The 20,427-nt window shown below is 63.6% G+C and carries 20 protein-coding genes; 11 read left to right on the top strand and 9 right to left on the bottom strand.

Annotated features, from left to right (window positions below):
- Nucleotide 1 precedes the first annotated feature (1 nt).
- The gene (locus tag MUU55_RS04380; protein ID WP_244759530.1) at nucleotides 2-205 is read right to left on the bottom strand and encodes a hypothetical protein; all 204 of its coding nucleotides are present in this window, start codon (nucleotides 203-205) and stop codon (nucleotides 2-4) included.
- A 183-nt stretch (nucleotides 206-388) separates the two neighbouring features.
- On the opposite strand from MUU55_RS04380, the gene MUU55_RS04375 reads away from it, so the two are divergent.
- Both MUU55_RS04375 and MUU55_RS04370 read left to right on the top strand, forming a co-directional pair.
- Nucleotides 389-859, top strand: coding sequence for an Lrp/AsnC family transcriptional regulator (locus MUU55_RS04375; RefSeq protein ID WP_244759529.1), 471 nt, complete (start codon nucleotides 389-391; stop codon nucleotides 857-859).
- 141 nt (nucleotides 860-1,000) lie between these two features.
- Nucleotides 1,001-1,861, top strand: a complete 861-nt coding sequence (locus MUU55_RS04370; protein WP_244759528.1) for an urea carboxylase-associated family protein — start codon at nucleotides 1,001-1,003, stop codon at nucleotides 1,859-1,861.
- Between the two features lie 3 nt (nucleotides 1,862-1,864).
- On the opposite strand, the gene MUU55_RS04365 is transcribed toward MUU55_RS04370, so the two are convergent.
- Both MUU55_RS04365 and MUU55_RS04360 read right to left on the bottom strand, forming a co-directional pair.
- Complete coding sequence (locus MUU55_RS04365; RefSeq protein WP_244759527.1) at nucleotides 1,865-2,503, bottom strand: NHL repeat-containing protein; 639 nt, start codon at nucleotides 2,501-2,503, stop codon at nucleotides 1,865-1,867.
- Nucleotides 2,504-2,537: 34 nt separating this feature from the next.
- A complete protein-coding gene (locus tag MUU55_RS04360; protein ID WP_244759526.1) occupies nucleotides 2,538-3,758 on the bottom strand; it encodes a helix-turn-helix domain-containing protein in 1,221 nt (406 codons plus the stop codon).
- 350 nt (nucleotides 3,759-4,108) lie between these two features.
- On the opposite strand from MUU55_RS04360, the gene MUU55_RS04355 reads away from it, so the two are divergent.
- The gene (locus MUU55_RS04355) at nucleotides 4,109-5,323 is read left to right on the top strand and encodes an MFS transporter (protein ID WP_244759525.1); all 1,215 of its coding nucleotides are present in this window, start codon (nucleotides 4,109-4,111) and stop codon (nucleotides 5,321-5,323) included.
- A gap of 19 nt (nucleotides 5,324-5,342) precedes the next feature.
- Here the strand turns inward: MUU55_RS04355 and MUU55_RS04350 are convergent, their stop codons facing one another.
- The 3 genes from MUU55_RS04350 to MUU55_RS04340 form a co-directional block, all read right to left on the bottom strand.
- Nucleotides 5,343-5,504, bottom strand: coding sequence for a hypothetical protein (locus MUU55_RS04350; protein ID WP_244759524.1), 162 nt, complete (start codon nucleotides 5,502-5,504; stop codon nucleotides 5,343-5,345).
- A 10-nt stretch (nucleotides 5,505-5,514) separates the two neighbouring features.
- On the bottom strand, nucleotides 5,515-5,712 hold the full coding sequence (locus MUU55_RS04345; protein ID WP_244759523.1) for a hypothetical protein: 198 nt from the start codon (nucleotides 5,710-5,712) through the stop codon (nucleotides 5,515-5,517).
- 276 nt (nucleotides 5,713-5,988) lie between these two features.
- Nucleotides 5,989-6,738, bottom strand: coding sequence for an aspartate/glutamate racemase family protein (locus tag MUU55_RS04340; protein WP_303278266.1), 750 nt, complete (start codon nucleotides 6,736-6,738; stop codon nucleotides 5,989-5,991).
- 334 nt (nucleotides 6,739-7,072) lie between these two features.
- On the opposite strand from MUU55_RS04340, the gene MUU55_RS04335 reads away from it, so the two are divergent.
- The 7 genes from MUU55_RS04335 (at nucleotide 7,073) to MUU55_RS04305 (ending at nucleotide 14,758) form a co-directional block, all read left to right on the top strand.
- Nucleotides 7,073-8,092: an amino acid ABC transporter substrate-binding protein gene (locus MUU55_RS04335; RefSeq protein WP_244759522.1), complete on the top strand. Its 1,020-nt coding sequence runs from the start codon at nucleotides 7,073-7,075 to the stop codon at nucleotides 8,090-8,092.
- A 134-nt stretch (nucleotides 8,093-8,226) separates the two neighbouring features.
- A complete protein-coding gene (locus MUU55_RS04330; protein WP_244759521.1) occupies nucleotides 8,227-9,375 on the top strand; it encodes an amino acid ABC transporter permease in 1,149 nt (382 codons plus the stop codon).
- 1 nt (nucleotide 9,376) lies between these two features.
- Nucleotides 9,377-10,471 carry an amino acid ABC transporter permease gene (locus MUU55_RS04325; RefSeq protein WP_244759520.1) on the top strand — a complete coding sequence of 365 codons (1,095 nt, stop codon included), beginning with the start codon at nucleotides 9,377-9,379 and terminating at the stop codon, nucleotides 10,469-10,471.
- Entirely contained in the window at nucleotides 10,464-11,909 is a 1,446-nt protein-coding gene (locus MUU55_RS04320; protein WP_244759519.1) for an amidohydrolase family protein, read from the top strand. The genes MUU55_RS04325 and MUU55_RS04320 overlap by 8 nt, the downstream gene beginning before the upstream one ends.
- 72 nt (nucleotides 11,910-11,981) lie before the next feature.
- Nucleotides 11,982-13,571: a sensor histidine kinase gene (locus MUU55_RS04315; protein ID WP_244759518.1), complete on the top strand. Its 1,590-nt coding sequence runs from the start codon at nucleotides 11,982-11,984 to the stop codon at nucleotides 13,569-13,571.
- On the top strand, nucleotides 13,568-14,164 hold the full coding sequence (locus MUU55_RS04310) for a response regulator transcription factor (protein ID WP_244759517.1): 597 nt from the start codon (nucleotides 13,568-13,570) through the stop codon (nucleotides 14,162-14,164). The genes MUU55_RS04315 and MUU55_RS04310 overlap by 4 nt, the downstream gene beginning before the upstream one ends.
- Nucleotides 14,165-14,272: 108 nt before the next feature.
- Nucleotides 14,273-14,758, top strand: coding sequence for a GlcG/HbpS family heme-binding protein (locus MUU55_RS04305; protein WP_244759516.1), 486 nt, complete (start codon nucleotides 14,273-14,275; stop codon nucleotides 14,756-14,758).
- 50 nt (nucleotides 14,759-14,808) lie between these two features.
- Here MUU55_RS04305 and MUU55_RS04300 read toward each other — a convergent pair whose 3' ends face one another.
- Entirely contained in the window at nucleotides 14,809-15,594 is a 786-nt protein-coding gene (locus MUU55_RS04300; RefSeq protein ID WP_244759515.1) for a GntR family transcriptional regulator, read from the bottom strand.
- Between the two features lie 180 nt (nucleotides 15,595-15,774).
- Nucleotides 15,775-16,437: a flavin reductase family protein gene (locus MUU55_RS04295; protein ID WP_244759514.1), complete on the bottom strand. Its 663-nt coding sequence runs from the start codon at nucleotides 16,435-16,437 to the stop codon at nucleotides 15,775-15,777.
- Nucleotides 16,438-16,609: 172 nt separating this feature from the next.
- On the opposite strand from MUU55_RS04295, the gene MUU55_RS04290 reads away from it, so the two are divergent.
- Nucleotides 16,610-18,061: an amidohydrolase family protein gene (locus tag MUU55_RS04290; protein ID WP_244759513.1), complete on the top strand. Its 1,452-nt coding sequence runs from the start codon at nucleotides 16,610-16,612 to the stop codon at nucleotides 18,059-18,061.
- A 35-nt stretch (nucleotides 18,062-18,096) separates the two neighbouring features.
- On the opposite strand, the gene MUU55_RS04285 is transcribed toward MUU55_RS04290, so the two are convergent.
- Complete coding sequence (locus MUU55_RS04285) at nucleotides 18,097-20,208, bottom strand: pre-peptidase C-terminal domain-containing protein (protein ID WP_244759512.1); 2,112 nt, start codon at nucleotides 20,206-20,208, stop codon at nucleotides 18,097-18,099.
- Nucleotides 20,209-20,427 lie beyond the last annotated feature (219 nt).

Below are 20,427 nucleotides of genomic sequence, written 5' to 3'. Positions count from 1 at the left end.
ATCAGCGGATGAAGGCAGGGGCAGGCTCGTCCCGGAACGGGGCGTCGTCGAACTCCGATGCGCCATGGAGCATCATACGCTCCGCGGCGCTTTCGGACCGCTCCGCCCTGATGCTGCAGGCTGCCACGACGGCCCGGATGGCGAGCGGCTTGTAGTGGCGGATAAGGTCCGCCGGCATGCTAGCATCGAAGTTCTTGGCTTGCATCCCATCTCCTCCGGTCTTTGGTCCGGAATGCCGCCGTCGCCGACGCGCTTTGCTGCCAGCGTTTCGGAGTGTTCATTCCGGGAAACTGGGCGTAATTGATATCATGCGGCCTGAAAACGGATGGACTTCATATCTGCGTGATTTAGGCTATATGGATCTATTTTTTGCCATATGGAGGTCCGATTGATTGATAATTCGCAACCTGATGGGTCACTGGACGGTTTCGACCGGAAAATCCTCGAAGAACTCGGGCAAAACGGCCGCATCTCGGTGGCGGAGCTCGCCGAGAAGGTCGGTCTTTCCAAGACGCCCTGCCAGAACCGCTTCAAGCGGCTGATCGCCGAAGGTTTCATCCAGGGCTTCAAGGCGATCCTCAATCCATCGAAAATGAACCTTGATCACATCGCTTTTGCCGAGGTGAAGCTGACCCACACGCACGAGGCGGCGCTGACGAGCTTCAACGCCGCGGTGAAGAAGATCCGCGAGGTGGAGGAGTGCCATATGATCGCCGGTCGCTTCGACTATCTCCTGAAGATCCGCACACGCGACATCAAGAAATACCGGCTGGTGCTGGGCGAGCGGATTTCGAACCTGCCCTACGTTGCCAACACCTCCACCAATGTGGCGATGGAGACGGTGAAGGAGAGTGGCTAGCGGAAAGCTCCCGAATCGCGGTGTTGCGCGTGGGGCCGATCTTGTTGAACAATGATATTTTTGTTATTCAACAAAAATGGACTTCTCGGGGCATGCAGCACCGTTCGGAACGTGTCGCCGGGAAGGAGAGGGAGGATTTTCATGAAGCCAGATCCGATTACCGCGGCCCCTGCCGATGCAAGCGCCCGCAAGGCAATCAAGCCGGTCGTCTGCTACCCCGTCGAGACGCTGCCGCGTCCGGATCTTTCCACCTACCGTGCGCTGCGCGACGACCTCACGCTGGTCGAGACCGTGATCGTGCCGCCGCGTGAGGCCGCGACCTGGTCGGTGCCGGCGGGGCATTTCTGCCGCATCGTCTGTTCGGAAGGCCCGCAGGTCGGCGACCTCAACCTTTTCAACGCCAACGATCTCAAGGAACGCCTCTACACCGGCAAGACGCGGGCGCTGAACGGCACCCATGTCGGCCTCGGCGACCAGCTCTTCTCGAATTTTCCCTATCTGCGCCCCATCGCCACCATCACGCATGACACGCTCGACTGGTACGGCTTCGACGCGTTCGGCGGCGCGGTGCATGACGTGATCGGCACGCGCTGCGATCCCTATACGCACAATCTGCTCAGTCATGGCGGCCAGTACCACCATTGCTGCCATTCCAACCTGACGCGCGCCTTCGCCAAGAAGACCGGCATGGCGCCGCGCGAGGCGGAGGCCTATGTGCATGACGTGCTGAACGTCTTCATGTGCACGGGCTTCACGCGCGACACCGGCCAGTATTTCATGAAGGCGAGCCCGGTGCGGCCGGGCGATTATCTGGAATTCTTCGCAGAGATCGATCTTCTGGGCTGCATGTCGGCTTGCCCCGGCGGCGATTGCTCGGCCGAGCACTCTTCCGATACGGCGGCCTGCCATCCCATGGTCGTCGAGATCTACAAGCCCAAGGGCCGGCCGGAAGGCTGGGCGCCGCCGCCGGTCAACGGCTACGACGGCACCCACGGTCTTTAAGGCTTACACACGTTCCGGACGGCGGACGACGCGGACCTTTCCGCTGCGTCCGCCGCCGCAGAAGAAACGCGCGCCGCCATCGGATTCAAGACCGGAGACCGCGGTGCCCTCGGGCATGACGAGTGTCTCCAGCACCACGCCGGTTTCGGGATCGATCCGGCGGATGTCGCTCTCGTCTCCCTCCCAGGTGCCGTGCCAGAATTCGCCATCCACCCAGGTGACGCCCGTCACCATGCGGTTGCTCTCGATGGTGCGGAGGATCGCGCCGGTCTCAGGATCGATCTGGTGGATTTTTCGGCTGCGATGCTCGCCGACCCACAGCGACCCTTCCGCCCAGGTGAGGCCGGAATCGCCGCCCTTGCCGGGGGCGGGAATGGTGGAGAGCACCGCGCCCGAGACGGGGTCGATCTTGTGGATGACATCCTCGGAGATCTGGAAGAGATGGCGGCCGTCATAGGCGGTGCCGGCATGCGCGGCGAGCGCGATGGCGCCGACGACCTTGCCACTATCAGGATCGAGGGCGTTGATCCGGTCGCCGACGGCAAACCACACCTTCTTGCCGTCATAGGTTACGCCGCCCACCTGCTCCACATCGGGGAAGGGGCCGTATTCGCGCAGGATCTGGGCTTGCGAAGTCGTCATCGTCATCTCCTTGGGATCGTTGATGATCGCAATCTTAGTCGCCCGGCAGCGGAGCCGGGAGTAACAAGAGTGTCGAGAAGGAACCCGGCGTCGGGGTGAGCCAGCGCCGCGCGCGCCCGCTGCCAATCGCCTGCACTTTCCCCGCCGCATGGAGCTGTTCCAACGCGCGCTGCACGGTGCGGGCGCTGGTGCCGAGCGCAATCGCCAGCGCCGAGCTCGACCACGCCTCGCCATCGGCAAACTGCGCGAGAATATCGGCATGCGGCTCTTCGAGCGGCGGCGCCAGCACCGTGACCAGCCGGTCGCCATGCGGCGAAAGCATGAAGCCGTGTCTGGTCGCCTCGATCCCGGCGAAGGGCGCGAGTTCGGCGCGCAGCCGGCCCATTTCCACGCGCAGGCGGGCGCGATGCGATTCATCGGCATGCCGCGCGCGGAAGGCATTGAAGAGCAGTTTTTCCCGGCTGGCATCGCCGGGAAAGGCCTCTGCCATTGTGCGCAGCAGCGAAAACAGGATCGGGCGCGTGGCGAGCGACAGGGTGGCCGCCTCGCAGCGCACGACATGGCGGCAGGCATCGATGATCAGTGCCTTGCCGGCAAAGAGTGCTTCCACGTCGTCGGGTAGCAGGGGCCGTTCCGTGCCGTTGGCGATTGCCCGTGCGGCCGGCTTTTCCAACACCGTCGCGGCGAGTTCGATTTCGTGCAGCAGCGCCGGGATACGGGCTTGCCGGGCGGCATCGATCGCGCGGTTGAAGGCATCTCGCGCCACCTTCGTGCGCAAGCGGCGGATGGCAATGCCGGCGGCGGCGAGTTCGTGGGCGGCGCGCAGCGGCGCGACGAGGATGGCGGGATCTGTTTCGGCAAGCCGGGTGCTGGCCTCGTCCAGCCGGCCGATCAGCAGCAGGCGGCGGATGGCAAGGGTGCGGGCGTGGGCGGCGTTGAGGCTGTCGCCATGGGCAGCGAGTGTTTCGCCGGCAGCCTCGAGCGCCTTGGCCGGCCAGGTGAGGTCGCGGCTGGCAAGCGCGACCTCCGCTTCCGCCACGATGCACCGCGCCCGCGCCACCGTTTCGAGCGGCCCGAAGGCGCTGATGGCACTTTTCAAGAGTGTTTTCGCCCGGTCGAGATCGCCGAGCTGCGCCATGGCGATGCCGCGCAGCGCGAGCGCCGGGGCATCGTCGCGCAGGGCCACGCGGTTCAGTGCGCCGAGCGGATCGCCGGCGGCAAGCGCGCGGGCGGCGGCAGTGATCATCGAGTCCATTGCATTCCCGTCACACTTGTAACTCCCGCCTGCAAAGGCATGCCGCCTAGTCTGGATTGGCCGTATCCGGACAGAGCAACGAGAACCCTTGAGGCGTCTACAATAGATGGCAGCGAGGTGCGTTTTGCAAAAGCGCAAAATTTCACGCTGCCGATGTCGGAAACGGAAAAGGACAGCGTCTTTCAGAGAGGCGGGCAGGGAGTAGGTGCTGATGTCTTCCGGCTTTTGCCCGCTTCGGGAAGGTGTAGAGTGCCCGCCTGTCCCTGCTTTCGAGACGGGAATACGGCGCGCGATCAGTATCGGGTTTGGGGCGGTTCCGGCCGGGCCGAGCGACCGCGAAGGAGATGACAATGATCCATACGCATTATCGCTGGGTGATCGTGGCGGCGGGCGGTCTGCTCGGCTGCATCGCCATCGGTGCCATGTTCTCGCTGCCGGTCTTCCTGCTGCCGATTTCCAAGGAGACCGGCTGGTCGGTGACAGGCGTTTCCACCGCCATGACCATCGGGTTCCTCGCCATGGCTTTCGCCAGCATGGCTTGGGGCAGTCTGTCCGACCGCTGGGGGCCGCGGCCTGTGGTACTGGCGGGCTCGGTGTTGCTGGCCGCGAGCCTCGCTGCCGCCAGTATCACGACCTCGCTTGTGGCCTTCCAGTTCACCTTCGGCCTGCTCGTCGGGGTGGCTGCGGCCGCTGTCTTCGCGCCGATGATGGCCTGCGTCACCGGCTGGTTCGATACGCATCGCAGCCTTGCCGTCTCGCTGGTCTCCGCCGGCATGGGCATGGCGCCGATGACCATGTCGCCGTTTGCCGCCTGGCTGGTCTCGGGCCATGACTGGCGTACATCGATGCAGATCATCGCTGTCGTGGTCGCGGTGGTGATGATCCCCGTCTCCCTGCTCATCAAGCGTCCGCCGGCGCTGGAAGCGGGCAACGATGCCCTTGCCGTGGCGGACGAGCCGCAGGACGGCATGACGACGCGCGACGTGCTGCGCTCGCCGCAATTCATCATCCTCTGCATGACGAATTTCTTCTGCTGCGCCACCCATTCGGGACCGATTTTCCATACGGTGAGCTATGCCATCACCTGCGGCATTCCGATGATCGCGGCCGTGACCATCTACTCCGTCGAGGGCCTGGCCGGGATGGGCGGCCGTGTGGTGTTCGGGGTACTCGGCGACCGTTTCGGCGCCAAGCATATTCTTGTGATCGGCCTTCTGGCGCAGGCTTTCGGTGCGCTCGCTTATGTCTTCACCGGCGGGCTTGCCTCGTTCTATCTCGTCGCGGGCATTTTCGGCTTCATCTATGCGGGCGTGATGCCGCTCTATGCGGTCATTGCCCGGGAAAACTTCCCGCTGCGGCTGATGGGGACGGTCATCGGCGGCACGGCCATGGCCGGCAGTCTCGGCATGGCGCTGGGGCCGGTCGCTGGCGGCCTGATCTACGATACCTTCGCCAGCTATACCTGGCTCTATGTCGGGTCCTGGGGCATCGGCATCGGTGCGTTCCTGATCGCGATGACGTTCAAGCCGATTCCCAAAACCCGTGAGGGACTGGCTGCGGTCTGAACAGGCGGCGGACGGCCCTTCACGCCGCCCCTGAGGGATCACCGATCGGCATCAGCGCGGGCTTCGTTGCCTGCTCTCGCTTGATCTTCTCCTCTTCCGTCTCCGGCTTCGCATCGGTTTCGATCTTGCTCTTGTCGGGAGAGGATGGGGGTGGCGTGTTCCGCGCGTCGATCTTCGTCATGGCCGTTTCCTTAAAAATTCAGGAATTGTTCGGGATCACGGCGCGCGCGCATCAAGAGGTCGAGCTCCCGTTTCGAGGGGCCGAATTTTTCGAAAAGCCGCTTGGCCTCCGCCCCGGAAAGGTCATAGGCCGTGCGGAAGGTTTCGATTGTGTAGCGCTCGCCCGAAAGCCTGCGGTGTTCGGGAAAGAGCTTGGACTGTTCCGTCATGTGCGATCACGCCCAATCATCATGGTACGGAGCTTGAACCGGCAGGGGCTTCGATTGTTCCTGCCGGCTTACGGAAAAAATCGGGCCGTCTGACGGGTTGGGCATCCCTCGAATAGGAAGACCGGGCTGGCAGGGATTCGATCAGAACCAGGCGCCATGGGTGCGCGCCTGCCGCTCATCGCCGAAAGCCTTGGGATCTGCGCTGTTCGAAACGACGACAGGGCCGGAACATTCGCGTTCCAGCCATGTCGTCCGGGAGAAAGCCGTTGGTGGCGTCTAGCTTGCGATCAGCGCAGGACCCTTCGGGCTATAGGCCGAGAGCTTGCCGCGATAGGGTTTTGGCAATGGCGGGGCGAGGTCGCCACGTTTGGACGTCTTGAGGCCCATGCCGACCAGGGCTTCGGCCATCTTCACAGCGGCCGCCACGCCATCGATGACGGGAACCTGCAGCTTGTCCTCGAGGTAGCGCACGAGATCGGCCATGCCGGCGCAGCCGAGCACGATGGCGGAGGACTGGTCCTCGGCGAGCGCCCGTTCACATTCGGCGAGGATCGTGGCGCGGGCGTTCGACTGTGGATTTTCCAGTTCCAGAACGGCGACCTCCGTGGCGCGCACGCGCCGGCAATGATGCTCCATGCCGTAGCTGCGCACGAGGTGCTCGGTGATGATGCGCGTGCGTTCGAGCGTCGTCACCACGGAAAAACCCGTGGCGATGAAGGTGGCGGCGTGCATGGCTGCCTCGGCGATGCCGAGTACCGGTGCATCGGTGATCTCGCGGGCCGCCATCAGGCCCGGATCGCCGAAGCAGGCGATGATGTAGGCGTCGGCCCGCGGGCCGTCCAGGATTTCATCGACGAGGCCGAGCACGCTCATCGCCTCGTCGAAATGCCCTTCGATGGAAGCGGGGCCGGAGAGCGAGGTCGCAGCGATGATTTCCGTACCCGGTGCGGCCACCTCCCGGCCGGCCTCCGCGATAAGGTCGGTCATCGAGCGTGTGGTGTTCGGATTGATCAGCTTGATCTTCACGATGTCCTCGCTTGGCTGAATGTGCTGTAATTATTGTATACTATATAATTTGGTATTGTATTTTTTAGGCGCCTGTCAATCCGGCTCTTCATCCGTGTGCCATCATACACGACGCTATAGCGCCGAAACCCCATCCTTCATGCAATTCCGGCATATGATGATGATCATTGGCCGGGAAGCTTCGTGTGCGGTAATGCGGATTTTATATACGAGTCTGTTGCTGTTGGATTTCTATCATTGTACACAATTTGTGCGATCGGGGAGATCGCGACACTGGTCGGGGCGCTGTTGTAGAGCTGGCGCTCCCGGCCCAACCAACACCCGGAGGGGAAGCATGAAACAGGCACTTCTTTCGATTTGCGCCGCCGCACTGGGCCTGGCCGCAGCCGGCTCGGCCTCGGCCGCAACCACGCTCGAAACTGTCAAGGCGCGCGGCAAGCTCGTTTGCGGCGTTTCGCTGGCAACGCCGGGCTTTGCCGCCCCCGACGACAAGGGGCGTATGCAGGGCTTCGACGCGGATATCTGCCGCTCGATCGCCGCTGCCGTCTTCGGCGACGGCGACAAGGTCGAATTCGTCCCGACCAACATCAACACGCGCTTCCAGGCGTTGCAGTCCGGCGAGATCGACGTTCTCTCGCGCCAGACGACGCACACCTTCTCCCGCGATGCCTCGCTCGGCCTCGATTTCGGCCCGACGGTGTTTTACGACGGCCAGGGCCTGATGGTGCCGAAGTCGCTCGGCGTCTCCAGCGCCAAGGAACTGACGGAAGCCGCCATCTGCACCCTGCCGGGCACCACGACGGCGCAGAACATTTCCGATTTCTTCCGTGCCATCAACGGCAAGTTCGAACTCGTCGTCTTCGAAAGCCCGGACGAAAACCGCGCTGCCTTCTATTCCGGCCGCTGCGAGGCGATCACGTCCGACCGTTCGGACCTCGCGTCGATCCGCGCCGTTGCCAACAATCCGGCCGACTATATCGTTCTGCCGGAAACGATCTCCAAGGAGCCTCTTGCCCCGGCCTTCCGCCAGAACGATTCGCAGTGGGGCGACATCGTTTCCTGGTCGGTCTGGATGCTGATGGCCGCTGAAGAGAAGGGTATCACCCAGGCGAATGTCGATGAGAAGCTGAAGAGCGAGGACCCGGATGTGCAGCGCATGCTGGGCGCCACGGAAGAGCTCGGCAAGATGCTCGGCCTCGACAACAAGTGGGGCTACAACGTCATCAAGAGCGTCGGCAACTACGGAGAAGTCTTCGAGCGCAACGTGGGCGAGGGCACCAAGCTCGGCCTGACGCGCGGCCCGAACGCGCTGTGGAACGCCGGCGGCCTGATCTACTCGCCGCCGATCCGCTGATCGCTGTCTTCTGCCTTGCCGCATTTTGCGACGTCGGGTTTCTCTCCTGACCGCGGAATGCTTCAGCGATCACCCGGGCGCGCGCATGGCGGTGCGCGCGCCCTCTTTTTTCTCAACGTCGGCGGCGAGGATTCATGGCTTTCCTGCATGACATGCGCTTTCGCGCCTATTTCTACCAGATCGTCGCGATCGGCTTCGTGGCCCTCGTCGGCTGGACCATGTTTTCGACGGCGAGCGGCAACCTCGCCAAGCAGAACATCGCGACGGGCTTCGACTTCCTGACGCGGCCGGCCGGTTTCGTCATCACCGAGTCGGCGATTGCCTTCGAGGCGACCGACACGGTCGGCCGGGCGATCCTCGTCGGCATCGCCAACACGGTGAAAGTGTCACTGCTGGCGGCCATTTTCGGTACCATGCTCGGCCTTGGCGTGGGCATTGCACGCCTTTCGCACAATCCGCTCCTGGCACGTCTGGCACTCGTCTATGTCGAGCTTCTGCGCAATGTGCCGCTGCTGCTCTATCTCTTCCTCTGGTATTCGCTGATCATCCTGATCCTCCCGCCGGTCAAGCAGGCACTTCATCTGCTGCCGGGCGTCTATCTCTCCAATAGCGGCCTCGTCGTGCCGGCCGCCCTTGTTGAAAGGGGCGGGATCGCGCTCTTCGCCTGCCTTGTCGGCGGTGCTGCCGCAGCGCTTGCCATCCGCATCGCCTCGACCCGCCGGCGCGTGGCGACCGGCCAGTCCAACCACGGCGGGCTCATCGCGCTTGCAGCGCTCCTCGTGCCTGCATTGCTGTTGTGGCTGGCAAATGGCGTCGCGGTGAACTGGGATTTCCCGACGGCAGGAAAATTCCGCCTGACCGGCGGGCTGCATGTGCGGCCGGAATTCGTCGCGCTGCTCTTCGGCCTCGCGCTCAGCGTTTCGGCCAATGTCGCCGAAATCGTGCGCGCCGGCATCCAGGCCGTCAACAAGGGACAGTGGGAGGCGTCGGCTGCACTGGGGCTTTCGCGGGGCAAGGCCATGCGGCTTGTCGTGCTGCCGCAGGCGCTGCGCATTATCATTCCCCCTCTCACCAACACCTATCTAACCGTCTTCAAGAACAGTTCGCTGGCGATTGCCATCGGTTATCCGGATCTCGTCATGGTCTCCAACACCGTGATGAACCAGACCGGCCAGGCGATCGAGACGATCGCGATCTTCATGGGCGTCTATCTCGCGCTGTCGATCGCCATCTCGCTCCTGATGAACTGGTACAATGCGCATGTCGCGCTGAGGGAGCGCTGATATGGCTGATATTCAAGCCTTGGCTTTGGCCCCGCCGCAACCGGCGCCCGCCGCGGCGCGCATGGGAAAATTCTCCGCCTATTTCGGCACGCCGGGCAACACGATCATCAGCGTCGCCTCCATCGTGGCGATCGTCTTCGTCGCAAAGCTTGCCATCGGATGGCTGTTCATCGATGCCGTCTTTGCCGGCACCGGCGAGGCCTGCAAGGTGGCAAGCGGCGCCTGCTGGCCGTTCGTCGCGCAAAAGCTGCGCTACATGCTGTTCGGCTTCTATCCCTACGAAGAGCAATGGCGACCGCTCCTGGCGCTGCTCCTGCTTTTCGGTGCCTGCCTGTTCTCCATGATACCGCGCTTCTGGAGCCGGGCGCTGCTCATCGCCTGGATCGTCGTCATCCTGCCGGTGCTCTATATCCTCATGGCGGGCGGGGTTTTCGGCCTGACGCCGGTGGCGACGACGAGCTGGGGCGGCCTGCCGCTTTCCTTCATGCTCTCCTTCGTGGGGCTGACCCTGGCATTGCCGCTGGGTATCGTATTGGCGCTGGCGCGTGCTTCCAACCTGCCGGCGATCCGGGTTCTTGCCGTCGGTTTCATCGAGATCGTGCGCGGCGTGCCGCTGATCAGCATCCTCTTCATGGCGACGGTCATGCTGCCGCTCTTCATGCCCGATGGCGTCACCATCGACAAACTGGTGCGTGCGCAGGTGGCGATCATCCTCTTCGCGTCCGCCTATATCGCCGAGATCGTGCGCGGCGGCCTGCAGGACGTGCCGGCCGGCCAGGTCGAGGCCGGCAAGTCGCTCGGCCTGCATTACTGGCAGGTGATGCGCAAGATCGTGCTGCCGCAGGCGCTGAAGAAGGTGATTCCACCGATGGTCGGCCTGTTCATCGGTTTCTTTCAGGACACCACGCTCGTCACCATCGTCGGTCTCGTCGATTTCCTCGATACGGTGCGTGCCGCCATCCGCGATCCGGAATGGCAGGGCATTGCGGTGCTGGAGGGCTATCTCGTTGCCGCCGCCGTCTATTTCACCTTCAGTGCCCTGATGGGCGCCTATAGCCGCTTCCTCGAAAAGCACTTCAGGACAACCCATGCCTGACATCACCGTCATCCGAAACGCCCATACCGTCATCGCCTATGATGCGGGGACGGGTGGCCACGCCTATCTCAACGATGCCGACGTCGCCTTCGATGACAGCGGTTTCCTGCATGTCGGTGGCCGCTACGACGGTCCCTTCACGCACGAAATCTCAGGTCGCGACCGCATGGTCCTGCCGGGCTTCGTCAATGTGCACACCCATTCCGGTGAAGAGCCTGTTTCCAAGAGCCTCTTCGAGGACCAGGGGAGCGCCGCCCTCTGGGGACAGGCGATGTACGAATATTCCTCGCTCATCGAGATCGGAGACGACGCGGTGAAAGCCGCGCTGACGGTCATGCTCGGCGATCTCCTGCGCAGTGGCGTCACCACCTTTGTCGACATTGCCGGTCCGCATGACTGCTGGTTGCCGACATTGGCAGACAGTGGCGCCCGCGCCTATGTCGCCCCCGGCTTCCGCGAGGCGGCCTGGCATGTCGAGGACAGCCATCGCCTCGATTTCCATTGGGACGCCGCCCGTGGCCGCGATGCCTTCGCCCGCGCACTGGAAACGGTCGATGCCGCTCAAGCCCACGCGTCCGGCCGTCTCGGCGGCATCGTCGCCCCGGCGCAGGTCGAGACTTGCTCGCCGGACCTGCTGCAGGAAGCGGCCGAGGCCGCGCGCAGCCGCAAGGTGCCGATCACCATCCATGCCGCCCAGACGATGGCCGAGTATGAGGAACTGCTGCGGCGCCACGGTCTTACCGCCGTGCAGTATCTCGAGAAACTCGGGCTTCTCGGCCCGGATCTGATCATCGGTCATTGCATTTTCATCGACAGCCATTCCTGGACACGCCAGCGCACGGCCGATGATCTCGGCCGCCTTGCGGCAAGCGGGGCAAGTGTGGCCCATTGCCCCGTCACCTTCGCGCGCAGCGGCATGGTGCTGCAATCGGTCGGCTGCTACCGCCGCAGCGGCGTGAACGTGGCGCTTGGGACCGACAGCTACCCGTTCAACATGCTGGAGGAGATGCGCACAGCACTGATCAACGCCCGTATTGCCGGCGGCACGGTGTTCGACATCTCGACGGCCGATATTCTCGATGTGGCGACGCTGGCCGGCGCCAGGGCGCTCGGCCGGAGCGACATCGGCCGCATCGCCACGGGCGCGAAGGCGGATTTTTCGCTCGTCGATCTCCGGCATCCCGGCATGCAGCCGGTCTACGATCCCCTGCGCAACCTCCTGCATTGCGCTGCCGAGCGCGCAGTGTCATCCGTCTTCGTCGACGGCGCCTGCGTGATGGAAAACGACCGGCCGACGCGGGTCGACTACGACGGAGCGCTTGCGGAATTGCAGGCCGTGCAGGATTTTGCGCTGCGCCGCCTGCAGGCCAACGATCCGCGCGGCCGGCCGGTCTCCGAACTCGCACCGCTCTCGCTACCGGTGTTGAAGCATCCGTGATGCTGCGGATCGCCAAGGTGGAAGGGAGGCCCTATGATGGCTTCCCCGATCCCTGAACCGGCTTCACCTTCGATGCATCGACGCCTGACCCTCCTCCGTTCCCCTGTCGCTCTTGCCGGCGGCTGGTTGCTGCTGGTGGCGCTGTTTTGCCTCTACTCGGTGACGAGCCACCGGCAGGTACTGGATCAGGAGGTATCGGAAAGCGGCCGCACTCTGCAACGGATCATCTCGCAGCGGGTCGCCCAGCACGATGCGCATCTCACGAGCCTCAGCGCGCTGGGCCTCGCCCGCGCGCAGCCGTCCCAGGATTTTGGGCCCGTCGCGGGATCGATCCTGCGCTTCTACCCGCGTATCGTCGCCATCGATCTTGTCAGCGTGCGTGCGGGCGAGGAGGCCGGCGTCGTGAGTTCGGCGACCTCGGCGGATGGAACCACGGCCGACCCGATGCAGGTCTTAAAGGCGGTGGAAACGCTGACGCCCGGCAAGGCCGTGTATGGACCGGATGCCAAGCCCGGCCACTACCGCCTGATGAAACGCATGGACGACGCTCTTGCCGTCAGTCTCGATATCGACGGGACAAAGCTCGTCGAGGGCGAAGAACTGCCGCGCTGGGCCTTGCTGACGCTTTCAACGGCGGAGGGACCCTTGCTGGAAGAGGGGGCTGGAAACTCCCAGGATGCTTCTTTCCTGGCGCGGACCATTTCCTTTGACGCTCCGATCGTCAGCGCCACACAGCCCTTGCGGCTTTCCCTGCAAAGGCAGGTCACGCCGTCGCAATTGCTTCCGCCGCTGCCGCTCGCCCTGTTCGCGGCCGTCTCGCTTCTGGGGCTCGTGCTCGTGCGGTCGCTGTTGCGCCACCGGCAGGATGCCGCCATCGCCCGCGAGGCGGCGGAGGCGGCATCCCGGCGAGAGGCGCTTCGCCAGCACGAGACGAAGCTTGCCCACGCGCTGCGCATCAACAGCATGGGCGAGATGGCCTCCGGCATCGCTCATGAACTCACCCAGCCGCTGACGGCGCTGCTCAGTCAGAGTCAGGCCGGCCGGCGCATCGCGGCAGCGAACGGCCTTGCGGATACGCCCATCGATAGCGTGCTTGCCGCCAATGTGTTGCAGGCCAAACGTGCCGCCGACATTCTGGTGCGCCTGCGCGCCTATGTCGGCAAGAGTGCGCAGGCGGCGGGCATACATGATCTCTGCCGGCATGTGGCCGACATCGTGGCCCTGTCGCGCATCGACCTCGATCGGCGCGGGATCGCGCTCGATATCGATTTGCCGGCCACCCCGGCTTTGGCGCGCATCGATCCTGTCGAGATCGAACAGGTGATCCACAATCTTATCCGCAATGCCGCCGATGCGGTTGAGCAGGCGGGCCGGTCGGATGGCCGTGTTCTCGTATCGCTGAAACATGCGGGCGTGAATTACCATATCGCCGTTTCCGACAATGGCACGGGCATACCGCCCGACATCCTGCCGCGGTTGTTCGAACCGTTCTTCTCCAGCAAGCCCGACGGTATGGGTTTGGGGCTTAGCCTCTGCGAAAGCATCGTCGAGCGTTTCGACGGCGACATTTCCGCCGAGAATGGTGCTGGGGGCGGTGCGATCTTCACCGTGCGGTTGCCGGCGTCGCCGGAAGCAGCAAGACGAGAGGAAGCAGCGGCATGACGATGGCACCAGTCTATCTGGTCGATGACGACGAGGGCGTGCGCAGCGCGCTTTCGTTGCTGCTCGGCACCTATGGCATTCGCATCGAGACCTTCGGCGATCCGACCGTCTTCCTCGCGCGGGCGCCGAAACTGAAACCCGGTGTGCTGATGCTGGATCTGCGCATGCCCGCCATCACCGGCCTGCAACTGTATGAGAAGCTCGGTGCCATCGGCTGCGACTGGCCGACGATCATCTGCACCGGCCATGGCGACGTTCATGCCTGCCGTCGGGCCTTCAAGGCCGGTGTCGTGGATTTCCTGACGAAGCCGATCGACGAGCAGGTGCTGATCGAAGCGTTGCAGCAGGCGTCGGGCGCTCTGGACGCGCGGGCCGAGCGGGCGGAGGCAGCCCAGCTCGTGGCGCAGCTGACCGAGCGTGAACGCGAGGTGCTGGACATGGTAGGCCGTGGCTGGTCGACGAAGGAAATCGCCGAGGCCCTGCAGCTTTCGCCCCGTACGGTCGATACGCATCGCGCAAACATCGCGCAGAAGCTGGGCACGACTTCTGTCGCGGAGTTCGCGCGCCTATCCCTGATCGGGCAGGCTCCGTAGTCCTACGGACCCCGCTCCGTCCGTTCACCGATACCGCAAAACGCAGAAATCTCCGAAAAGAAGGACGTCGCCGCAACGAGATCCGAGCGGCCCCAGATGGAGATCAAGATGAAGACGTTCGTAGCCGCTGCCTTTGCCGCCCTGACGCTTGCCGGCGCCGCCCAGGCTGAAATCCTCACCGAGCGCAACATGCCGCTGGACATCGCCGTCGAAGCTGCCGATGCCGCCGTCAAGGCCTGCGCCGCCAAGAAGTTCAATGTGACCGTTGCCGTCGTCGATCGTGCCGGCGTGACCCGTGTCGTCCTGCGTGCCGACCGCGCCGGTCCGCACACGCTCGACAGCGCCGTCCGCAAAGCCTACACCGCCGCCTCCATGCGCACCCCGACCCAGAAGATCGCCGAGAATGTCGGCAAGAACCCGGCCGCGGCCCAGCTTGTTTCGATCGAAGGCCTGCTCGTGCTCGCCGGCGGCGTTCCGGTCAAGGCCGGCGAGGAAACGATCGGCGCCATCGGCGTCGGCGGCGCTCCGAGCGGTGACATCGACGACGAATGCGCACGCGCCGGCATCGACGCCGTCAGCGCCAAGCTGAAGTAAATCCTGGTGAAGGGCTCCGGCCTCCATGCGGAGGCTGGAGCGCATCCGTTTCAGACGTTGCGGAAAAGCGCGGTGAAATCGACGCGGGTCGGCTGCTCTTCAAGGTCGATCTGAGCCTCGATGTGGCGCAGATGGTGGTCCATCAGGTTCGCCGCGCGCTTGGCATCCTTGCGCTTCAGCGCATCGATGATTTCGGCGTGTTCGCCATGCGAGCAGGGCACGGCACCGGGGGATTCGTAGAGCGCGATAATGAGCGACGTGCGCGAGACGAGTTCCTGCACGAAGTCGCGCATCACCACATTGCCCGCCATGTTGGAAAGCTCGAGATGGAAATCGCCCGAGAGCTGGACGCGACGCTTCTTGTCGTTGCGCGCCACGGCTTCGGCTTCGGCCTCCACCATACCGGTCAGCTGGCGGATATTCTCTTCCGTTACGGTCAATGCCAGCTTTTCGATCAGCAGGCATTCGATGCCGCGCCGCGCCTCGAAAACCTGTCTTGCCTCCTCAATGGAGGGGCGGGCGACGAAGGCGCCCTTGTTGGGGATCAGTTCGACCAGCTTTTCATGCGCGAGGCGCTGCAGCACCTTGCGGATGATGGTGCGCGATACGCCGAAGGCGCCGGCCAGCGCGTCCTCCTGCAAGGGTGTTGCGGGGCGCAGACGATGATTGATGATGGCGCTGTAGATCTCGCCATGAATATACTCGTCGGTCGGGCCTGTTCGTTTTCTCGATTTCGTAGCCGAAGCGCGTTCGCCGGCCGTTGTTTTCGACGCCTGTTCCATCGCCTCTCCCTCGATCGGCGGCCGCTCCGCCCCGGCCAACCGTTCTATAGCCATGCTGTTGCGGTTCACTACCCAAGTAAACTTGAAGGTGCTGTCCGACTGGGCACAGCAATACAAGACGACCGCCACGATCCGCAACCTGCACCGCGGCCGGTGTGTACGGTATTTTCACCAATTTCCGGGATTTTCCTGCGTCGATCTGGCCGTTTTATCGGTTTCGACGCGGATTTCCGGTCAGGAACCGGTCTTTACAGCCGGTGGATCGGCATAACCGGCTGCGATTTCGTAGTGTGCGAGATCCTCCGGCTTCTTCAGAACGAACTGGCGGTCGGCCACGATGTAGTTGTCGGCATGCAGGCGGGCGATGGGCTGGTAGGTCTCCGGACGCACATAGCGGCCGCGCTCGTCCAGGCACTCGTCGCGCACATGCATCTGGACGACCTCGCCGAGCACGATGGTGCGGCGTTCATATTCGATCGTATGGGCAACGCGGCATTCCATGGCGCAGGGCGCCTCCTTGATGCGCGGCGGCGCGACCTTGACCGAGGACACCGGCGTCAGGCCGGCAAAAGCGATCTCGTCCACGTCGGAGGGGAAGTTGATGCCGGTGACGATCATCTGGTTGGCAATCGCCATGTCCACCATATGCACGACGAATTCCCCGGAGCGGCGGATATTGGCGACCGTGTCCTTCACGCCGCCGTTCGGGCGCATCTGCATGCCCAGAATGACAAGCGGCGGATCCTGCGAGAAGACATTGAAGAAACTCATCGGCGCGGCATTGTGGCCGCCCTTGTCGTCGATGGTCGTCACGAGCGCAATGGGGCGGGGAGCGACAAAACTCACCAGCAACCGGTAGCGATCCTGGGCGGGCAGTTGCGCGAAATCGAATTCCATGGGGGTCCCTTCGGGTGGCGGCCTGTGCGATGGTGCCGGCTGTCCGGACGGGAGCGCGGGCGGCAGTACCAGTTATCCGTCGGATTATTGCTGGCATTCGATGGAAATGTTGTCAACAATTTTGTACACAATAGTGGCGCCGGGTTGTTCGGCGAATGGAGAGGGGACTGACATGGACCAGCCGGATGTGCTCTTGCGCAATGCGACGGTGATGACCATCGATGCGGAACGTCGCGTCATCGAGCGGGCCTGGATCGCCGTTTCGGGCGACCGGATCTTGGGGATAGCCAGCGAGGACGACACGCCGCCACCGGAAGGCGCGCGCGAGACGATCGACGGCACCGGCATGGTCGCCATGCCCGGCCTCATCGATTGTCATTCGCACGCCGGTCACGGCCTCATTCGCGCTGCCGGCTACGGCGATGTCGACCGCTGGACCGAAGTCTGCGAGGGCGTCTATGCCCAGGGCTCGACCCCGGATTTCTGGCGCGCTGAGGCCCGGCTGACGATGCTCGAGCGGCTGATGGCCGGTGTCACGACGGGCATGACGCTGCTCGGCGGCGGCGCCGATATCATCCGGACCGACGATCCGGCCTTCGGCGATGCCCATTGTGGAGCAACGGCGGAATCGGGTCTGCGCACCATCCTCGCGGTCGGCCCGCGCCGTCCGCCGTTTCCGCGCAGCTTCCGCCGCTTTGACGAGGGGGCGGTGCGCGATGTCGCCGTCAGCTTCGAACACCAGCTCGCGGTCAGCGAAGACCTCATCACGCGCTGGAACGACGTGCTCGGGCGTGGCACGGGCGTGTGTCTGATGATGCCGGTCTACAATGAAAAACAGATCGAGGATCCGGCTGACCGACGCGCTGTTGCGGCGATGGGAGAGGCTGTGATGGCGTTGCGCGAACGGCTCGGCGTGCTCTTCACGCAGGACGGTCACCGTGAGGGATCGATCGCGCTCGCCCGCGATTTCGGCCTGCTCGGCCGTTTCGCGCTGCTCGGTCACAGCGTGGATCTGACGCCGGAGGATTTCGAGGCGCTGAAGGAAACGGGAGCCTCGATCATCCACAATCCGAGCGCGATCATGTCGATCTATGGGCGTTGCCCGGTGCCGGAGCTGCTGGATGCCGGCATCAATGTCTGCATCGCCTCGGACGCCTCGGCGCCGGACCGCGGCTACGACATGTTCCGCCACATGGCGCAGGCGATGCATTATCACCGCCGTCATTTCCGCGATCCCGCCTATCTGCCGCCGGGCAAGGCGATCGAACTGGTGACGATAGATGCCGCGCGGGCGCTTGGCCTGGAAAACGAGATCGGCTCGCTGGAGGTCGGCAAGAAGGCGGATATCGTGCTTGTCGACATGCGCAAGCCCCATCTCTACCCGCCGGGCATGCCGGTGCTGCGTATCGCACATTTCGCCAATGCCGCGGACGTGGATACGGTGATGGTCAACGGACGCGTGCTGATGCGCGCCCGCAAGGTTGTGCATCTCGATACGGATGACATCCTGGAAACGGCCGCCGCCGAACAGCGAAAGGCCTTTGCGCGGGCAGGGCTGGAGGAGTGCCTTCTAGAACCCGACGGCTACTGGCGCAACACCCGCTATGAGTCCGTTGCACCATGATGAAGGGGGCGGCCAGAGCCGCCCCCGTTCGTTGTTTACAGGATGAAATCGCCCTTGACGAGATCGATTGTCTTGTCGAGGCGAAGCGCGAAATCGGCCTTGCCGTCGCCATCCACGTCGCCGTAGACGAAGGTGTCGCCGCTCTTGTGGAAATAGCGCAGCTCGCCGGCCTTCTCGGAAAACGCCTTCTCGCCGATGAAGGTGAAGGCATCGTTCTTGCTCGTGGCATCGCGGGCATCGATACCGGACAGGTGGATCCGGTCGCCCTGCTTCTGCGAGAAGTCATAGATCATGTCGCGGGAGCTCGTCGTGCTGTCCTTGGTGCTGGTGAAGACGAACAAATCCGCGCCCGCGCCACCGTAGAGCTTGTCGGCACCGGTCCCGCCGTAGAGCTTGTCGTTGCCGCTGCCGCCATACAGCTTGTCGTTGCCGGCCAGGCCCTTGAGGATGTCGTTGCCCGCGCCACCGTCGAGGCTGTTGGCCTTCGTATTGCCCGTCAGCTTGTCGGCATGGGAGGAGCCGGTAAGGTTCTCGATCGAGGAATAGCGATCGCCCTTGGCGTCTCCCGTGTTGATCGAGGGCTTGGTCAGGCTGGCGGTGATGCTGGCCTTTGCCCCGGCATAGGAGGCTGTGTCCGAGCCCGAACCGCCATAGAGCCTGTCCGCGCCGGTGCCGCCGATCAGGATATCGTTGCCATCGGCACCGTAGAGCGTGTCGTTGCCGGCATAGCCGTAGATCTTCGTGGCGGTATCGCCGCCGGTCAGCGTTTCGCTTGCCGAAGTGCCCTTCAGCACCGGTGCGTCGGAGACGGCCGACAGGACGAACTTGCCCTTGACCGAGCTGTTGTAGCCAGCGATGTCGAGGAAAATCTTGCCGCTGCTCGTCGCGGTAAACTCGACGACGGCGACCGAATTGGAATCCGACTTGATGAGGTTGCCGTTGGCGTCGCGCAGTGCAAGCCTCACACCGTCTACGCCCGCGACATCGCCGGTGCCGCTTGACGTGAAGCGGTAGGTGACGCCCGACTTGACGGTGAAGCCGTACCAGTCGCTGTCAGCCTCCACGTCGATCTTGCCGGTCGTCGAGCGGCCGACGAGCAGGCTGCGATCGGTGTTGACGTTGTTGAAGACGGTGTCGAGGCTGGGATTGGAAACGATATACCGGCCGATGTCACTGGCATCCGTGACCTCGACAAAATAGGTGCCTGCGCTCTGGGCCGTGAACGTTACAAGGCCCGTGGCGTAGGAATAGTTCGTGCTGCCCGCAATCTTGTTGCCGTTGGCATCACGCAGATAAATGTCGCCATCGGGAAGGCCGGACGTGCCTGTGCCCGTCACGGTGAATGCATAGCTGATACCGGCCTTCAGGCTCACCTTGAACCAGTCGGAATCGCCCTGCACGTCGATAGCGCTCGTGATGCTGGCGCCGGTGCCCAGGGCGACGGTCGTGGAGGTGTTGCGCAGGATCGTGTCGTTGCCAAGCCAACGGAGACTGTAATTGCCAGCCTCGCCGCTGTCGCGGATGTCGATAAAGTATGTGCCGGTCTGCTTTGCGGCATGGGAGATTGCGTAGGTGCTATTGCTGTAGTTCGTGCCGCCGGCAAGCTGAGTGCCATTCGCATCGCGCAGGATCAGGTCCGCATCGGGCAGCGACGTGTTGCTGCCATCGCCGGAGACTGAGAAGCCGTAGTCGAGGCCGGCCTTCAGGCTGATCTTGAACCAGTCGGAATCGCCCACGACATCCACGGCGCTCTTGACGGTCTGCCCCTGGGATAGCGTGGCCGTAGTGTTGGCGTCGCGGCGGATCGTATCGTTGCCGAGCCAGACGAGGTTGTAATTGCCGATGTCGGAGCTGTCCTTAACGCCCACGAAATATGTGCCGCCAAGGGTCGCAGAAAAATTCACGGTGACAGTGTTGGAGGAATAGTTGGTACCGCCCGCCAGCACGGTGCCGTTGGCGTCGTGGAGCGTGAGATCGGGGTCGGTCAATGACGAGCCGTCACCGGAAAGTCGGAAGCCGTAGTCTAGGCCGGCTGAGAAACTAGCCTTGTACCAGTCGCTGTCGCCCGCGAAGGTCAAGCTGCCATTGATGGCCTGGCCTTTGCTGATCGTTGCGGTGGTCGAGGGATTGCCGGGAATAGTGGACATAATGAACTCCTCGAAATCGATACAGGATTATGCAGAGCCGCGGCGGACATCGGTGCCCGTCCGTGGCAGCGGAGCGGCGAGTCCGCTTGGCGCTGCCGCACGCTGACTGTTGCCGGTCGCCGAATCTCGTTCGCCCCCGCCGCGTCCGGGATAGAGCACGGTCGCTACCGTCGAATGAGCGAATTTCTGCAAACGGCCTTCCTGCGACGACGAGCGTCT

It is taken from the genome of Shinella curvata, assembly GCF_022899935.1.
GTDB classification, from domain to species: domain Bacteria; phylum Pseudomonadota; class Alphaproteobacteria; order Rhizobiales; family Rhizobiaceae; genus Shinella; species Shinella curvata.
Note: the sequence above shows the minus strand (reverse complement) of the source record. Positions and strands in the feature narration are given on the sequence as shown.

Bases quoted from the DNA above. Each gene is read 5' to 3' on its own strand.
- MUU55_RS04295 (WP_244759514.1), bottom strand. From the start codon at position 16,437: ATGGAATTCGATTTCGCGCAACTGCCCGCCCAGGATCGCTACCGGTTG.
- MUU55_RS04335 (WP_244759522.1), top strand. From the start codon at position 7,073: ATGAAACAGGCACTTCTTTCGATTTGCGCCGCCGCACTGGGCCTGGCC.
- MUU55_RS04310 (WP_244759517.1), top strand. From the start codon at position 13,568: ATGACGATGGCACCAGTCTATCTGGTCGATGACGACGAGGGCGTGCGC.
- MUU55_RS04380 (WP_244759530.1), bottom strand. From the start codon at position 205: ATGCAAGCCAAGAACTTCGATGCTAGCATGCCGGCGGACCTTATCCGC.
- MUU55_RS04350 (WP_244759524.1), bottom strand. From the start codon at position 5,504: ATGACGAAGATCGACGCGCGGAACACGCCACCCCCATCCTCTCCCGAC.
- MUU55_RS04305 (WP_244759516.1), top strand. From the start codon at position 14,273: ATGAAGACGTTCGTAGCCGCTGCCTTTGCCGCCCTGACGCTTGCCGGC.
- MUU55_RS04315 (WP_244759518.1), top strand. From the start codon at position 11,982: ATGCATCGACGCCTGACCCTCCTCCGTTCCCCTGTCGCTCTTGCCGGC.
- MUU55_RS04285 (WP_244759512.1), bottom strand. From the start codon at position 20,208: ATGTCCACTATTCCCGGCAATCCCTCGACCACCGCAACGATCAGCAAA.
- MUU55_RS04325 (WP_244759520.1), top strand. From the start codon at position 9,377: ATGGCTGATATTCAAGCCTTGGCTTTGGCCCCGCCGCAACCGGCGCCC.
- MUU55_RS04290 (WP_244759513.1), top strand. From the start codon at position 16,610: ATGGACCAGCCGGATGTGCTCTTGCGCAATGCGACGGTGATGACCATC.
- MUU55_RS04360 (WP_244759526.1), bottom strand. From the start codon at position 3,758: ATGGACTCGATGATCACTGCCGCCGCCCGCGCGCTTGCCGCCGGCGAT.
- MUU55_RS04330 (WP_244759521.1), top strand. From the start codon at position 8,227: ATGGCTTTCCTGCATGACATGCGCTTTCGCGCCTATTTCTACCAGATC.
- MUU55_RS04365 (WP_244759527.1), bottom strand. From the start codon at position 2,503: ATGACGACTTCGCAAGCCCAGATCCTGCGCGAATACGGCCCCTTCCCC.
- MUU55_RS04370 (WP_244759528.1), top strand. From the start codon at position 1,001: ATGAAGCCAGATCCGATTACCGCGGCCCCTGCCGATGCAAGCGCCCGC.
- MUU55_RS04300 (WP_244759515.1), bottom strand. From the start codon at position 15,594: ATGGCTATAGAACGGTTGGCCGGGGCGGAGCGGCCGCCGATCGAGGGA.
- MUU55_RS04345 (WP_244759523.1), bottom strand. From the start codon at position 5,712: ATGACGGAACAGTCCAAGCTCTTTCCCGAACACCGCAGGCTTTCGGGC.
- MUU55_RS04355 (WP_244759525.1), top strand. From the start codon at position 4,109: ATGATCCATACGCATTATCGCTGGGTGATCGTGGCGGCGGGCGGTCTG.
- MUU55_RS04320 (WP_244759519.1), top strand. From the start codon at position 10,464: ATGCCTGACATCACCGTCATCCGAAACGCCCATACCGTCATCGCCTAT.